The organism is Kaistella pullorum, from assembly GCF_014837035.1.
Lineage (GTDB): Bacteria > Bacteroidota > Bacteroidia > Flavobacteriales > Weeksellaceae > Kaistella > Kaistella rhinocerotis.
In genome coordinates this window covers 310,780-326,879 of record NZ_JACSPS010000003.1, presented here as the reverse complement: position 1 = coordinate 326,879, position 16,100 = coordinate 310,780, and the positions used below count along the sequence as shown (strand labels likewise).

16 protein-coding genes are annotated in these 16,100 nt (G+C 43.2%); 13 read left to right on the top strand and 3 right to left on the bottom strand.

Going from position 1 to position 16,100, the window contains the following annotated elements; translation table 11 throughout:
- Positions 1–32 precede the first annotated feature (32 nt).
- Together H9628_RS09980 and H9628_RS11960 are read left to right on the top strand one after the other, a co-directional pair.
- Complete coding sequence (locus H9628_RS09980) at positions 33–518, top strand: thermonuclease family protein (protein WP_251834006.1); 486 nt, start codon at positions 33–35, stop codon at positions 516–518.
- Between the two features lie 73 nt (positions 519–591).
- Complete coding sequence (locus H9628_RS11960) at positions 592–861, top strand: 30S ribosomal protein THX (protein WP_317172626.1); 270 nt, start codon at positions 592–594, stop codon at positions 859–861.
- A gap of 30 nt (positions 862–891) precedes the next feature.
- Here the strand turns inward: H9628_RS11960 and H9628_RS09970 are convergent, their stop codons facing one another.
- The 3 genes from H9628_RS09970 to H9628_RS09960 form a co-directional block, all read right to left on the bottom strand.
- Positions 892–1,554 (bottom strand): DUF937 domain-containing protein, encoded by a 663-nt coding sequence (locus H9628_RS09970; RefSeq protein WP_251834005.1) that lies wholly within the window; start codon positions 1,552–1,554, stop codon positions 892–894.
- 75 nt (positions 1,555–1,629) lie between these two features.
- On the bottom strand, positions 1,630–2,898 hold the full coding sequence (locus tag H9628_RS09965) for a protein O-mannosyl-transferase family (protein ID WP_251834004.1): 1,269 nt from the start codon (positions 2,896–2,898) through the stop codon (positions 1,630–1,632).
- A 6-nt stretch (positions 2,899–2,904) separates the two neighbouring features.
- A complete protein-coding gene (locus tag H9628_RS09960; RefSeq protein ID WP_251834003.1) occupies positions 2,905–3,414 on the bottom strand; it encodes a DUF2480 family protein in 510 nt (169 codons plus the stop codon).
- 58 nt (positions 3,415–3,472) lie between these two features.
- Here H9628_RS09960 and H9628_RS09955 point away from each other — a divergent pair, with 58 nt between their 5' ends.
- The 11 genes from H9628_RS09955 (at position 3,473) to H9628_RS09905 (ending at position 15,894) form a co-directional block, all read left to right on the top strand.
- The gene (locus tag H9628_RS09955; protein ID WP_251834002.1) at positions 3,473–4,435 is read left to right on the top strand and encodes a dipeptidase; all 963 of its coding nucleotides are present in this window, start codon (positions 3,473–3,475) and stop codon (positions 4,433–4,435) included.
- A gap of 11 nt (positions 4,436–4,446) precedes the next feature.
- Complete coding sequence (gene lpxB, locus H9628_RS09950; RefSeq protein WP_251834001.1) at positions 4,447–5,553, top strand: lipid-A-disaccharide synthase; 1,107 nt, start codon at positions 4,447–4,449, stop codon at positions 5,551–5,553.
- 52 nt (positions 5,554–5,605) lie between these two features.
- Positions 5,606–7,384, top strand: a complete 1,779-nt coding sequence (locus tag H9628_RS09945; RefSeq protein ID WP_251834000.1) for a ComEC/Rec2 family competence protein — start codon at positions 5,606–5,608, stop codon at positions 7,382–7,384.
- Positions 7,385–7,517: 133 nt separating this feature from the next.
- Positions 7,518–8,180, top strand: a complete 663-nt coding sequence (locus H9628_RS09940) for a succinate dehydrogenase cytochrome b subunit (protein ID WP_251833999.1) — start codon at positions 7,518–7,520, stop codon at positions 8,178–8,180.
- Between the two features lie 55 nt (positions 8,181–8,235).
- Positions 8,236–10,248: a fumarate reductase/succinate dehydrogenase flavoprotein subunit gene (locus H9628_RS09935; RefSeq protein ID WP_251833998.1), complete on the top strand. Its 2,013-nt coding sequence runs from the start codon at positions 8,236–8,238 to the stop codon at positions 10,246–10,248.
- Positions 10,249–10,269: 21 nt separating this feature from the next.
- Positions 10,270–11,037, top strand: coding sequence for a succinate dehydrogenase/fumarate reductase iron-sulfur subunit (locus H9628_RS09930; protein ID WP_251833997.1), 768 nt, complete (start codon positions 10,270–10,272; stop codon positions 11,035–11,037).
- A 213-nt stretch (positions 11,038–11,250) separates the two neighbouring features.
- Entirely contained in the window at positions 11,251–12,765 is a 1,515-nt protein-coding gene (locus H9628_RS09925) for a TlpA family protein disulfide reductase (RefSeq protein WP_251833996.1), read from the top strand.
- A gap of 65 nt (positions 12,766–12,830) precedes the next feature.
- Positions 12,831–13,133, top strand: a complete 303-nt coding sequence (locus H9628_RS09920; protein WP_251833995.1) for a hypothetical protein — start codon at positions 12,831–12,833, stop codon at positions 13,131–13,133.
- A 232-nt stretch (positions 13,134–13,365) separates the two neighbouring features.
- On the top strand, positions 13,366–14,775 hold the full coding sequence (rlmD, locus tag H9628_RS09915; protein ID WP_251833994.1) for a 23S rRNA (uracil(1939)-C(5))-methyltransferase RlmD: 1,410 nt from the start codon (positions 13,366–13,368) through the stop codon (positions 14,773–14,775).
- A gap of 14 nt (positions 14,776–14,789) precedes the next feature.
- Positions 14,790–15,269 carry a DUF6452 family protein gene (locus H9628_RS09910; RefSeq protein WP_251833993.1) on the top strand — a complete coding sequence of 160 codons (480 nt, stop codon included), beginning with the start codon at positions 14,790–14,792 and terminating at the stop codon, positions 15,267–15,269.
- The gene (locus H9628_RS09905) at positions 15,235–15,894 is read left to right on the top strand and encodes a DUF6048 family protein (RefSeq protein WP_251833992.1); all 660 of its coding nucleotides are present in this window, start codon (positions 15,235–15,237) and stop codon (positions 15,892–15,894) included. Before H9628_RS09910 ends, H9628_RS09905 begins: the two co-directional genes overlap by 35 nt.
- Positions 15,895–16,100: the final 206 nt, after the last annotated feature.

The following is a 16,100-nucleotide window of genomic DNA, read 5'->3' as shown; positions in this document are numbered from 1 at the left end:
AGTAGTTTTGGGCAAAATTTTTAAATTTAATTATGAATAAAATATTGTCTCTCGCCTTCTTAATCCTTTTTTCTCCTAACATTTTCAGCCAGCAAATCACGGCAAAAGTTATTGGTGTAAAAGACGGCGATACCATGGAGATACTTTTCGAAAACAAACCGTTGATTGTACGTCTTGCACACATTGATACGCCCGAGAAAAAGCAACCATACGGTCAGAAAGCCAAACAGTTTGCGGCTGATTTCTGTTTCGGAAAAACCGTAAAAGTGGTTGGCGAAGGCAAACGCGACAGGAATGGCCGCCTCATTGCCGAGATTTTTTATAAAAATCAGAATTTGGGGAAAGAACTTGTGCGCAACGGCCTCGCCTGGCATTTTAAGAGATATTCCAAAAGTTCGAACTATGCCGCACTCGAAACGGTAGCGCGAAAGAAAAAAATAGGTTTGTGGAAGGATAAATCGCCCGTGGCACCGTGGGATTTCCGAAAGAAGAAAAGGCGGCCGGTGAGAACTTTATGATATTTTAATAGTCTGATTTTGGCATATTTCGCTAACTTTGAGTTAAATCATTAACCAAAAACAGATAAAATTTATGGGAAAAGGAGATCAGAAATCCAGACGCGGCAAAGTGACCGCCGGAAGCTATGGTAAACGACGACCGCGAAAAGCCAATTCCGTAAAGAAGATTCCGGTAACGGTAATGGATGAAAACGAAAACGAAAAATCTAAAGTTGCCGTACGGCAGGAGGTAGGTTATCCGGATGATAAATCTGAAAATGCAGATCCGCCAACGGACGTAAAACCCAAGGCTGCGAAACCTAAAACAGCAGACAAGCCTAAACCGAAAAAAACCGAAGAATAACTCTTCGGTTTTTTTTATTTCTTTAAAAATTTACCGGCCGCCCAGTATATTGCCGAGAATTCCGCCAAGTCCGCCCTGGCTGGATTTCCCGGAATTGCCGCCACCCAAAACACCGCCAAGGATATCATTAAGCGGGTTTCCCGAAGACTGATTGCCTCCGCCACCAAGTACACTTCCTAAAATATCGTTCAGTGGATTTGAAGGTTCGGCTTGCGCCTGGCTTTGCGCGCCACCGAGGATTCCACCCAGTAAATCACCAAGACCACCGCCGGAAGAGACTCCGCCTGATTGTTTTTGTTTGCCGATATATCCCATGATAACTGGTGCAAGCATCGCGAGTACCGGACCGATCTTGTCCATCGAAATGCCGGTTTTTTGTGACAGCTGGTTCTCTACCTGGTTTTTCTGGCCGCCAAAAACGTGATCGAGAATTGATCCGCCTTCCTGCTGACGCGCTTCAGCCTGCGCAGGATCATTCAGGATGCTTCCGTCATGGTCTTTATCCAGCGCGTTGTTTAAAGCTTCAGCCTCGTTGGGGTCATCCTGGGATTTTTTTCTTAAATAAGAAATTACCAGTGGTGCAGCTACAGCGAGTAGTGCAATCACCTGGTTTTTGTCGATGCCGAATTTGTTTTCGGCTTGCGAAGCCACCTGGTTTCCGGCGCTGCCTGTGATTAAATCGATTAAGCTCATGATTTGGTTTTAAATTAGACTTCAATCTGCACCAAAAACCATTCCGACAATTATAGACCGCAAATCGGTGCTTTGTTAACGCGCTTTGATCTCGCCCTCCGTCAGACCCTTACTTTTCAGTATTTTGATGTACTCTTCGGAACTTTTCACCATCCACGTCACTGCTTCCGGTGCTGTCCGTTCTTCAACTGTAAATTCTAAGATGCCAACGTTATCGGTCATCCAGGGAAGCAGATAATATCGCAAGCCGCCCTTGTATGATTTGGCATCTTCAAAATTCTTAGCTGCGGGTATTTCCGAGACGATTTTATACGTAAAAAGATAAAACAAAGGTATTAAAACACAAACCGGCGCAAACTGAGCGATGCGGTTTTGATTTCGAAAACTTGAAAGTCCAAGCCCGATTGACAAAGCGAAAATATAGTTGAAAGGCAGGAAAAAGACGTAGTTGTCGGTCACCGCGTAAAAAGTTGCAAAGCCGTATATCAAAACCGCTGCTGCCGAAATCACCCAAAAGAGTTTAAGGTTAGTTCGGAAAAGCATGATGATACCAAATATTCCGGCAACTGTGAAGAAATTGAAATTATACAGGAGATATCCGAACGCTTTGACAAAATCTTTAAGATAGGTGACGAAATCTTTTTTAAATGTGTCGGAAACCCATGTTTTGTCACCGGATTTAAAGATGCTTTCAGCGGGAAGATTTTGGCTGGAATTCAACCAAATCATCAGCGCAAAACTGAGGATAGGCAGTAGAAGTGAAATCAATGCAGCGCGACTGTGGTTTTTAAAATACAAAAGCATCAGCAGCACTGACGGAATAAAAAATATATTCTGAATATGTGCCCATACGCTCACCGAAAGGAAAAATGCAGCGAGCACCATATTAGTTTCACGGTTTTTTTCGACCAGGAATACTTTGATGAGGTAATGCAACAGCAGCGAAATCCACACCATATTAAAAGTGTACACTTCCACAATTTCTGCATTGCGCCAAAAAGTGAAACTGAAACCGAACACGAAAGCCGCGACTACGGAAACCCAATCTTTTTTTGTAAGCAGATGTACGGTTTTGTACACCATCATCACCACAAAAGCACCCGCAACAATCACGAGATAACGGCTTACCAAAATTGCATCGAGGTTGGTGATGTTTTTAATAAAGATGGCTGCATTGCTGTACAGAAAGTGCGAGGTGGGCGTGGCTCTTTTTATAAAAACACCGAGTTCCGTATCCAAAACAAGCGGCATACAGTCGCCAAACGGCACCTTGCTGAAAGAACCGAGGACGTAGATCAGCAGAAAAATAAGGAAAATCAGCGCCGGATTCCGGTATTTCTCCATAAGTGCTTAATTTTTGAAAATCGGCACATTCGAACAGGCTTCGCCGAACATCAGCGATTTCGCAATTGGTTTCAGTCTTTCAACCAACTCGATGTAGGCGTTTTCTGGGATGTTCTCATCGGAACAGCCTTTTACCAAAATTCTTTTACCAGACATTTCAGAAAAATCGTACTGCTGAATCGCGTCGTGCATTAAGACCATTTCAAGATCTTCACGGCTGCCGTACACAATTTTTCGGGCGCTTTCCGTAATTTTTGCGGTTAGCAGGAAGTAAGCCCACAGGGGAACAATTGCTTCCGCAGAATTAAAGATGTAAACGTAACTATTGCTGAATTCTTCCGCAGAAATGGCGGCTACTTTTTCGCGGAAATCTTTCTCTTTTAAAATGATTCCTTCCCACAAAAAATCCTTTAAATCGATGCCGATTCTTTTTCCTTTTGGCAGCAGTTTTTCGAGGTCAAAATTCACCAAACCGCTGTCGGCTACTTTATTTTTTATTTCAAATCCGTCGGACATTTTATTTATCTTTGACAACAAAAATACGCTAATTCCAGCGAACTAAAAATCCCTGCTTTTGGATAAAAACATCGACCTTCACTGTGATCTTACCGCCTATCTTATTCAGGATCGTGCGGCCATAGATGGTGACATACGGTGTTCGCTGCCGAAACTTCTTGAAGGCAACGTCGCGATGCAGGTGATGGCCTTTTATTCCGGTACGGAAAAGGGAAGTGTTGATTATGCAAAACGACAGCTTCAGATATATAAAGATTTAGTAAATCTTCCTGAGTTTTTCGAAATCGACCCATCGGATATTCTACTTCAACAAGGTAAAGTTGGAATTATTTCCGCAATTGAAAATGCTTCCGGGCTTTGTGAAGAAGATATGCCTATTGATAAGGCTTTCGAGAATTTTGATTTGCTGAATGACAACGCACATCTGATGTATGTGGGACTCACCCATCATTTAGAAAACCGTTTTGGCGGCGGAAATTTCACGGAAGCAGGTTTAAAAGGGGATGGCAAACTTCTGATTGAATATTTAAATAACCGAAAAATTGCCGTTGACCTTTCACATACCAGCGACAAACTAGCCTTCGATATACTGAATCTCATTGACGGTAAAAACTTAAATATTCCAGTTATCGCAAGTCATTCGAATATGCGCGCCGTCTTTAACCACAACCGAAATCTGCCCGATGAATTGGTGCAGGAAATTGTCAGACGTGGCGGACTGATCGGGTTGAATTTGGTGAAAAGCTTCATCAATCCTGAAGATCCAGATTATCTTTACCGACATATTGAGCACGCTGTGAAATTAGGCGCAGAAAACCACCTTTGTTTTGGCGCTGATTTCTTTGATGATAAATCACATCCGGATCAGTCGAGATATCCTTTTTTCTTTGACGAGTACGGAAATTCTACTGCTTACAGCAAAATCAATGAGAAGATTACAGATCTTTTTTCCGAAGATTTTAAGAATAAAGTAAGTCAGGAAAACGTTCTGAACTATTTTAACAGATTGTACAAAAATTAATATTTAGCGACTTGAAATACTACATCATTGCCGGCGAAGCCTCGGGAGACTTACACGCCTCCAACCTCATGAAATCTTTGAAACAAAAAGATTTGGCTGCGGAATTCCGCTTTTGGGGCGGTGATCTGATGGCGGATGTGGCAGGTTTTCAACCCGTAAAACATTACAAAGATCTCGCTTTCATGGGATTTTTGGAAGTGGCGAAAAACATCCGGACAATTCTGAAAAACATCCGGTTTTGCAAAGATGACCTTAAAGCATATAAACCCGATGTGTTGATTTTGGTAGATTATCCGGGCTTTAATCTAAGGATTGCAGAATTTGCAAAAAGTCTCGGAATCAAGGTCGTGTATTATATTTCGCCGCAACTTTGGGCCTGGAAAGAGGGCCGCGTAAAAAAGATCCGCGCTTTCGTAGATGAGATGCTCGTGATTTTACCATTTGAGAAAGATTTCTACAAAGGTCACAGCGTGGATGCTCATTTTGTGGGCCACCCGCTGCTAGATGCGATTTCAAATCTTCCTCCGGTTGATTCAGATGAGTTCAAAATGGAAAACGGTTTAAATTCCAAAGAAATCATCGCCTTACTGCCGGGTTCGCGTGAGCAGGAAGTGACGAAGATGCTGGAACTGATGCTTTCGGTGAGGCCTTATTTTAAAGAGTATCAGTTTGTAATTGCGGGCGCGCCTAGTTTGCCACGGTCTTTTTACCAAAGATATGTTGACGAAAACGTGCATTTCGTTTCAAACAAGACTTACGATCTGTTGAGGTGTTCCTCTGCGGCACTCGTCACATCGGGTACGGCGACGCTGGAAACGGCGCTGCTTAATGTGCCGCAGGTCGTGTGTTACCGCAGCAGCCAGGTTTCCTATGAGATCGCGAAGCGCGTGGTGAAAAACATTAAATACATCTCGCTCGTTAACCTGATAATGGATCGCGAGATTGTGACGGAACTTATTCAGAAAGAACTGAAGACGGACAGATTAAAGCACGAGCTTGAGAATATTTTGCACGGTGAAAACCGTGAAAGAATGCTGACACAATATTCAGAACTTCGACACAAACTGGGCGGCAGCGGTGCGAGTGAAAGAGCTGCGGATATTATTGTGAATGGGTGATTTTACGGTTTGCAGCGGGTGATTTTAAAGTAAATTTATCTGAAAAACACCCTTGCACAAGCAGCCGCTCCTCATTCTCTGTATCAGTTTCAGTCTCGGGATCGCGCTGCAGGATTTCGCGGAATTTCGTGCGGCCACTGTTTATGCACTTCTGGTCATTGGTTTCATAAGTCTTTCCAGCTTTTTCCTGAATCACTTCTATCTGCGCACGCTCAGACATGCATCGCTCATTTTCCTCTTTTTTACACTCGGCATTTTCGCGCACGCCACAAACTCTGACAAGACCGATTTTCCGCATGTTTTGGGGACTGCAGAAGCGGTTTTTAAGCTTTCACGGAAGCTAAACTCGAATGAGAAAAACAGGCGCTACGAGATAGAGATTTGGCAGGATTCGGTTAAGATTAAAAGTGTCCTCTCAGTTCCAAAAGAACAGCCTGAACTCGATTTTCGACATTACTACAAGACGGAACTTTATATTTCGCGACTCGAAAAGCCTTACAGCGATTTCCAGTTTGATTATGCCAAATACATGTCGCGGCAGCAGATTTTTTTTCGCGCATTTGCAAGTAATCAGATCGCCGCCGCGGAGCGGGATGACCTCGCTTTCGCAGAAAAAATCAGGCAAAAAAGGCTGGAAATTTTGCGCAATATTGATGCTCAGGCATACAGCAAACGGGCAAGAGAATTCACGAAAGGGATTATTCTGGCAGACAGGACAGAGATGGACGCGGGCACGGTGCAGGATTTCAGCAAATCCGGACTTACGCATATCCTCGCGATTTCGGGTTCGCACATGGCGGTAATATTCTGGTTAATTTTACTGGTTTTGAATCCAATTTTTCCGCCACGCTTCCGTAATGTGAAGATTATTATTTCCCTCGTGCTGATCTGGAGTTTTGCCATATTTATCGGTTACGGAAGTTCAGTAGTTCGCAGCTGCATCATGATTTCAGCGTATTACTGTTACGTCCTGCTTCAGCGGAAACCCGATTTTCTGCATGCGATGGCGTTGGCAGCTTTTATTATATTGATTTATGACTCGCATCAGCTTTATGATGTAGGTTTCCAGCTCAGTTTTCTGGCCGTATTCGGGATATTTTGGTTTAACAAACCGGTTTTGAGATACCTTCCGAATCCTAAAAATGATTTCCAGAACTTTTTAGTCAATATTGTTTCAATAAGTTTTGCCGCACAGGTCGCTACGTTACCGCTTGTCATCTATTATTTCCATCAATATTCATTCGTTTCGCTGCCTGCTAATCTGCTGATCATTCCGTTTTCTCAAATATTGATTGTTTTTTCTCTCTTAATGACGTTCCTCGCTGCTTTTGGCGTTAATTCTAATTGGCTGGCTGCGGTATTTGATGCATTTGTAAATGTAACTTTAAAGATAATCCATCATTTCGCTGAAGTAGATTTTGCCTTTAATACGATGATACCGATGTCATTTCCGGAAGTGGTTGTCGCGCTGGTCTGTGTCTATCTGTTGAAATTTGTCATTGTGAAATTCAGTATCAAAAACAGTTTAAGGCTGATTTATTTTTTATTGATATTCGTTTCGCTGCGCGGTTTGCTCAATTATAAATCTTCCCAGATCAATGAAATTTTGGAGCACAGATATTTAAAGGAAAACATTATTTCTGTAAAGACTGGAAAACACGTGCTTTTTATCATGAGTAACAACGCCGATAGAGAGAAGGTGCAGAAATATGTGATGGAACCGTATCTCACCTCCCGCAGAACGCAGAATTATATCATCAAGATTTTACCGGCGGAAGTGAAAAAGGTGACAATTGGCGACAGGACTTACCATTTTGAGCGGAAGCGCTAAGCTGTTTTCAGGACGTTTGAGTATTTAAAATCTTATTTAGAAAGATTACAAACTAAACTATTCTGATATTTCTCATCTGCTTATACCTGCTCAATTTTCTAACTTTGGGAAAATTCAAATTTAAACAATTATTATGGCAGGATTAACGAGTTCTACGATTGGTAGAAAGTATGCAATGGCATTGTCTGCGATGTTTTTGCTGATCTTCCTCATTATGCACCTCACGGTGAATTTTCTTTCAGTTTTCGGTCCTGATGCGTTCAATACAGCGTCAGATTTCATGGGTTACAATCCACTGATTCAGTTTATTATGCAGCCGGTTTTGGGTTTCGCGGTGATCTTTCACTTTGTGATGGGTTTCATCCTTGAAATCAGGAACCGTAACGCAAGACCTACAAAATATGCCGTAAATAACGGTGCTGCAAACTCCACATGGACGTCGCGCAACATGATCATTTCCGGTTTGGTAGTATTGGCATTCCTTGGTCTTCACATGTACGATTTTTGGTGGCATGAGATCAATTTCAAGTACATCGAGCGCAATGAAGTTGATAACCTTAGATATTGGGGCGAACTTCACGAGCGATTTGCAAACCCGGTAAGAGTGGTTTTCTATGTGGTGTCTTTTGTACTTCTTGGTCTTCACCTGGCGCACGGTTTCCAGTCGTCATTCCAGTCTATCGGCGCACGTCACCCGAAGTACACACCGACTATAAAATCCCTCGGGAAATGGTATTCAATCCTTATTCCTGCAGGTTTTATCTTCATCGCATTATTTCATTTTCTAACTCAATAATTTAAGTTTTAAAGGTTAATTTAAAATTTAGTATTTAAAATTTAAAAATCTTCAAATGAGCAAATTAGATGCAAAAATTCCACACGGACCTCTAGCCGAAAAGTGGACAAATCATAAAAATCATATGAATCTTGTTGCGCCGAATAACCGCGACAAGATTGATATCATTGTTGTAGGGACAGGTTTGGCAGGTGGTTCAGCTGCGGCTACACTTGCAGAACAGGGCTACAACGTAAAAGCGTTCTGCTACCAGGATTCTCCAAGACGTGCGCACTCTATCGCGGCACAGGGAGGTATCAATGCAGCAAAAAATTATCAGGGTGACGGTGACTCAACGTACCGTTTATTCTACGATACCATAAAAGGTGGTGACTACCGTGCGAGAGAGGCGAATGTTTACCGTCTTGCTGAGGTTTCTGCCAATATCATTGACCAATGTGTTGCGCAGGGCGTGCCTTTTGGTAGAGATTACGGCGGCCAGCTTGATAACCGTTCATTCGGTGGTGTACAGGTTAAAAGAACTTTCTACGCCAAAGGACAGACAGGTCAGCAGTTGCTTTTAGGCGCTTACTCCGCAATGAGCCGCCAGATTGGTAAAGGCCGTATCAAGATGTACAACCGTCACGAAATGCTTGAACTGGTAATTGTAGACGGGAAAGCACGTGGCATTATCGCAAGAAACCTTGTAACCGGTGAAATCGAAAGACATTCGGCCCACGCCGTGGTGATCGCTTCCGGCGGTTATGGAAATGTTTATTTCCTTTCAACGAATGCGATGGGATCGAACGTTTCTGCAGCATGGAAAATCCATAAAAAAGGAGCCTATTTCGCAAACCCGTGCTACGTACAGATTCACCCAACTTGTATACCGGTTCACGGAACTCAGCAGTCTAAACTGACGCTTATGTCTGAATCTTTAAGAAACTCAGGAAGAATCTGGGTTCCTAAGAAAATAGAAGATGCAGTGGCGATTAGAGAAGGCAAACTTCGTCCGGAAAACATTAAAGAAGAAGACAGAGATTACTATTTGGAAAGAAGATATCCGGCTTTCGGGAACTTAGTTCCGCGTGATGTAGCTTCCAGAGCCGCCAAAGAAAGATGTGACGCTGGTTTTGGTATCGAAAACAATGACACAAAAGAAGGTGTTTATCTGGATTTCTCTACCGAAATCATGAAGAAAGGTAAGGAAGCAGCGCTGGAACTGAATATCCACAATCCGTCCGAACAGATGATTTACGATCTGGGTAAGGCCTGGGTTGAAGAAAAGTACGGTAACCTTTTCGTAATGTACGAGAAGATCACAGCCGATAACCCGTACGTTACACCGATGAAGATTTATCCGGCAGTACATTACACGATGGGTGGCGTTTGGGTTGATTATAATTTGCAGTCTACCATTCCGGGATGTTTCGTCTTGGGTGAAGCCAATTTCTCTGATCACGGTGCGAACAGACTAGGAGCTTCCGCGCTGATGCAGGGTCTGGCAGACGGTTATTTCGTGTTGCCGTATACCATTGCAGATTATCTTTCTGCAGACATCCGAACAGGGGCGATTCCAACTTCAAGCCCGGAATTTGAGCAGGCAGAAAATGAGGTGAGAAAACAGATCGATTTCTTCATCAACAACAACGGAAAACATTCTGTAGATTATTTCCACAAAAAACTAGGTCACATCATGTGGAACAAGGTGGGGATGGGCCGTACACCGGAAGGTTTGCAGGAAGCCATCAAAGAGATTGAAGAAGTACGCGCAGAGTTCTGGCGTGATGTGAAGGTACCTGGAACCAATGATGAAATGAACATGGAGCTTGAAAAAGCGCTGCGTGTTGCAGATTTTCTTGAACTGGGTCAGCTGATGGCAATTGATGCGCTGAAACGTGAAGAATCTTGCGGCGGACATTTCCGTTGGGATCACGCAACGCCTGAAGGTGAAGCCGAAAGAGACGATGAGAACTTTAAGTATGTTGCAGCCTGGGAATATCAGGGTGCCGACATCAATCAGGAGGTATTGCACAAAGAGGAACTCATCTATGAGAACATCGAAGTGAAAACAAGAAGTTATAAATAATCTCCAAAAATTTAATATAAAATGAGTGCAAAAAAAGGATTAAACCTGACTCTGAAAATTTGGAGACAGAAAAACAATAAATCAAAAGGACAGTTTGAGACTTATAAGATCTCGGACGTGTCTACCGATTCTTCTTTTCTTGAGATGCTTGATATGCTCAATGAAAACCTGATCAACGAAGGGATAGAACCTATTGCATTTGACCACGATTGCCGTGAGGGAATCTGTGGAATGTGCTCGCTTTACATCAATGGCCGTGCGCACGGACCCGATACCGGTATCACGACGTGCCAGTTGCATATGCGTATGTTCAAAGATGGCGAAACCATCCACATCGAGCCGTGGAGAAGCGCAGCTTTTCCTGTAATCAAAGATTTGGTGGTAGACAGAAGCGCGTTTGACCGTATCATGGCTGCCGGCGGCTTTATTTCCGTGAACACTTCCGGTAACACACTTGACGCTAACGCGATTCCGGTGCCGAAGGAAGATGCTGACAAAGCCATGGATGCAGCTGCATGTATCTCTTGCGGAGCTTGTGTGGCAACATGTAAGAACGGTTCTGCAATGCTTTTCGTAGGAGCTAAGGTTTCTCAGTACGCGCTGTTGCCGCAAGGCCGTGTGGAAGCGAAGAGAAGGGTTCTGAACATGGTAAAAGCTATGGACGAGGAAGGTTTCGGAAACTGCTCGAACATCGGTGCCTGCGAAGTTGAATGTCCAAAGGGAATTTCACTTGAAAATATCGCCCGCATGAACCGCGAGTATATGTCGGCTCATTTAGACCGCGGATAACATTACATTATAATTTAAAATCCGTCTCCAAAATCTGGAGGCGGATTTTTTTATTTAAATGTTTCAGGTAAAGCCTGATTGTTTTAATTAAATATTTAAAATATCATTAAAGAAAACGCTCACTGCTGTTAAACTTTGACAAAAAATCAGCGAAACTTTTATCGGTCGCTATTAAAGTTTATTTTTGTGGGAATAAAAATTTAATATTTTAGAATGAACAAATATTTTTTAATGCTCTTCGCGGCTTTCTTCGCGATGTCATGTTCGAAAAAAGTGGAGGTAAAAGGAAATTTTGCCGGCGGCTCACCTTTGGAAAGAATTGAATTTATTGAAGCTTCCGGTATCGCCACGCTGCCCCTGGTAAACCTGGGTGTTGACAGCAAAGGAAGTTTTTCGGGCAGTTTTGAAGCGCCGAAAAACGGTATGTACGTGATGACTTACGCCGGAAAGAACGCCATGATCTATCTGAAAGGTGGACAGGAACTTAATATTTCGGGTGCCGCGGCTAACTTCCCGCAGCAGTTCACGATCACCGGAGATGCAAAGAAAAATAACGATTTCCTTCGCGAAGTGCAGAAATCCATTCAAAACTATACTTCAAAACTGAATGTGGGCGAACTGGTAACTAAGAAAGAAGCCGATTTCATAACTTCAGTGAAGAAAATTCACGCTGACCTTGACCAGCAAATCGATGCCGCTGCAAAGCAGACTTTAGCTGATTCGGAGGTGAAGCAGTGGAAAAAGGATGAGCTGAATGCGAGCGTACTCGGACTAATGACGCAATATGAAAGCAGCCATCCGCAGGCGACGCAAAACCCATCTTACAAGGCTTCCAAAGCTTTCCGCGATGCTGAAGCTACATTTGCGAAAGACCACAAGCGTATGCTCGAAAGTCAGCCGCTTTACAGAAATTATCTGTTGTCCAGAATGAGCCCTGATTTCCAGAAATTTGCTGAGAAAAACAGCGGAAACGGTACGGCGCTTTCGTCGGAACTGTTTGCGAAATTTTTAGATACGCAAAAAGATACAGACCAACTTACGAAGGATTATCTGCTTGCGTACGTCCTCAGCAGCAGCGATATTGCGCCGGGCGTTACCCCGGAAAACGCCGCTAAAATCTCCACGATCATCAAAGATAAAATCAAAGATTCGGCAATAAAGAAAGACCTTGAGAAAATTCAGTTCGTAATCTCCGGTCCGAAGATCGGTGAAGCTGCGCCTGCGCCAAAATTGGTAAAAGCGGACGGAAGTGCTTTTAAACTGTCTGACGCGAAAGCTAAGCCGACGCTTGTGATGTTCTACGCATCATGGAATCCTTACATCGCGGAAGGTACTGTGCCTGTCCTGCGTGAAGTGGCGAATTTCTATAAATCTAAACTTGATTTTACATTCATAAATCTGGATGATACCAAAGACCAGTTCGCAAAGACCAGCAAAGCAATGCTGAGCGGAATCACAGCCAATAATGTGTATGGTGAAAACGGTCTGCAGTCTGACGTGGCGAAAGATTACGGAATTTATGGCTTCAAGATGCCTTCTTTCATCTTAATTGACAAAAACGGCAAGATCGCGAGCCGCTTTTTCTTCAATTTGGGAGATCCGGATTTGATTACAGCACTTGATAAACTTACAGGTCTGCAGGCGCCGAGGGTTCAGGAACCCCAAATTCAGTTAGAAAACGAATTCATTTCACCATCTTCACCTGATGATCTGCCCGGATCGAAATAACAAATGAATTTCATTCAAAGTTAACCTGCTAATTGTAGCAGGTTTTTTTATCTTTAAATTTGATTATGGATGCACCACTACTTATTTCCAAAAACATTCTTATTCCCATGGCGGTTTACGGCTTCGTTTTTACCTTTATTACAATTACTTTCGATGTTACTCCATTTAACATACCTGCTTCTTTCGGCAGTTTCCTTACTTATTTAGCGGTTATGTGCAGTTTTGTGACGGTTATTGTTTTGATCATTGATGTGTTTAGAAATAATTTGCAGTCGCGATATCTTTGGACGCTCGGGTTTCTTGTAAGCGGCTGTTTTGCCGGGCTTTATTATCTGCTGAAACGCGACCGATTGATTCCGCAGGCTTAAACATAAAAACATTAGTAAAAAAAAATCCCTCGCCCTCTGTGAAACCCTGTGTCTCGGTGGTAAAAATTTTAAAACCACACAGCGACAAAGAACAATTTTAAACTAAATAAGAAAGTTCATAGAGACCGCGCCCTCTCTGAAAACTTTGTACCTCCGTGGTTAAAAAATACTTTTTATGAAAAACAGAGCCTTTTATTTTAAAGCCTTACTTTTGTGCTCATTTTATTATTAGATGCGGAAAAACAAAAAAAACATAGTAATCGAGAACATCAAAATGCATGGTGCCGGCGCCAAAGGCGTTGCCATCGGCAGAACGGAGGAAGGAAAAACGGTACTGGTAACCGGCGCAGTGCCCGGTGATACGGTAAACGCTCGGGTAAAAAAATCAAAATCAAAGTACTTCGAGGCAGAAGCCATAGAGATTGTCGAAAAATCTCCGCACCGTGTCGAGCCGCGATGCGTGCATTTCGGCGTTTGTGGCGGCTGCAAATGGCAGAATCTGTCTTACGAAAAACAACTCTACATCAAGCAGGACGAGGTGTACAATCATATCAAAAGAATCGGCGGTTTTGAAGATTTTGAAACTTTGCCTATTCTCGGCAGCAGTGAACAGTATTTTTACCGCAATAAAATGGAATTTTCTTTCTCAAATGCTCGCTGGCTGACCCAATACGAAATAAGTTCGGAAGAAAATTTTGGCAACCGGAACGCGCTCGGATTTCACATTCCGGGGATGTGGAGTAAGATCTTAGATTTGAAGGAGTGCTGGCTGCAGGAAGACCCGAGCAACTACATCCGCCTTGCGGTGAACCAGTATGCGGTGGCAAACGGTCTTGAGTTTTTCGACGTGAAAGAACAGACCGGCTTTCTGCGCACGCTGATGCTTAGACAAAATTCTAAAGGTGAATGGATGGTCCTGTTTCAGCTTTTCCGCGATCAGCAGGAAGACCGCGTAAAACTGTTCGATTTTTTGCTTAAAGAATTCCCGCAAATCAAAACTCTGGTTTACTGCATCAATTCAAAACAAAACGATTCAATCTACGATCAGCACGTCGTTACGTACTTTGGCGAGGGTTTTTTAATGGAAGAAATGGATGGGCTTCAATTTAAAATCGGTCCGAAATCGTTTTTCCAGACCAATTATAAACAGGCGCTCGAACTTTACCGTAAAACTCTCGATTTTGCCGATTTGAAAGGCGATGAAGTGGTGTACGATCTTTATACTGGCACCGGAACTATCGCGCAGTATGTCGCTAAGAAAGCCAAACAGGTAATCGGCATAGAGTCTGTGCAGGAGGCCATCAATGCGGCGAAAGAGCACGCAAAACTGAATGGGCTTGATAACTGCACGTTCTACTGCGGTGACATGAAAGATATTTTCAATGATGAATTCCTCGCGAATCATCCGAAAGCCGACGTGCTGATCACAGACCCGCCGCGCGACGGTATGCACCAGAAAGTGGTGGAGCAGATTCTCAACCTGGCGCCTGAAAAAATTGTTTATGTGAGCTGCAACTCCGCTACACAGGCCCGCGACATGGCGTTGATGAAAGATCATTACCGTCTGGTGAAGATTTTGCCGGTTGACATGTTCCCGCAAACGCATCATGTGGAAAATATCGCGCTTTTAGTAAAGATTTAGCTTAAATTTGGTCTATGAAAATGCTGCGTTTCCTGCTGATTTCGGTTCTGATGTTTTCGCTGTTCTCTTGCGGCAGCGACGATGATATCTGCCTCAGTGGTGAAGCGACGCCGCGCATGAAGCTTAAATTCAAAACAAAATCTTCAGGGAAACTCCGGACGCTCGATTCGCTTTTCGTCAATGTTGATTACGGCAACGGGCCGGTTTCGGTGATTGCGGCGACAGTGAAAACCGACTCCGTGCTGATTCCGCTTCGTGTGGATGATGCCAGTTCCACGACGATATATGCAGGCCTTTCCCGGGCTACAGTGAATTCTCAAATAAAGTTTGAATATACCACCAAATCCGAATACGTGTCACCCGCGTGCGGAATCAAACGCGTGTACGAAAATGTGAATGCGCAGACTGAAGTGGCGAACGAAATAATAGGTACCGAACAGAACCAAACGAACATCACAGATGAATCGAAAACTCATTTTTTCCTTCTTTTTTAGTTTGCTTTGGGTTTTTTCATCGGCTCAGCAAGTGCAGGACACATTGGTTGCCAAATGGAAATATGAACCCAATTTTATGGTTGGTATTGATGTGCTGAACGGCAGTTTGGCTGCATTCGGTGACCGCAAACTCTTTCAGGGATTCATTTCATCAAGGGTTTCGCGGAATATTCATGCGGTTGCTGACGTGGGTTTCGAAAAGAATATTTATCAAAAAAATGGCTACGACGCAGTTGCGAACGGACCATTTTTAAAGTTGGGCGGTTTCTATATGCTTGCCCAGGACCGTGACAATGCTTTGAACGGTTTTTATGGCGGTGCTAAAGCTGCGGCTTCGTTTTACAGTCAGGAATATTACGCGGTACCAGTCCGCGGATTTGGTGGCAGTGATACTTCCGCGTCTTTTCCGGCTTCTTCGCAAAGTTCATACTGGCTTGAAGGTGTAGTAGGAGGACGTGTCCAGCTTTTTGAATCATCTTTTTACATCGATGTCAATGTTCAGCCGCGCTACTTACTTTTTTCCTCTACCCAAGAGGATATTCAACCGATGATTGTACCTGGTTTCGGGCGCAGTTCCTCTAAATTCAACATAGGTTTTTCCTGGAATATTGCGTACAGTTTTTAGGTAACATTAAAATCGTATGCAAAGAATAATTTCCCACAATTTATTGGGGGAAAATCGGCGTGCGTTCTGTTAATATCCTTAATTCAATTAAATATAATTCATAAAGCAGAAATTTTTAATTAAAATTCAACAATATTTTTATAGTTTGAATATCGATATTATGCTGTGACGGGCAAATTTGTGTGTTTTTTATTTTGACAGCGGGC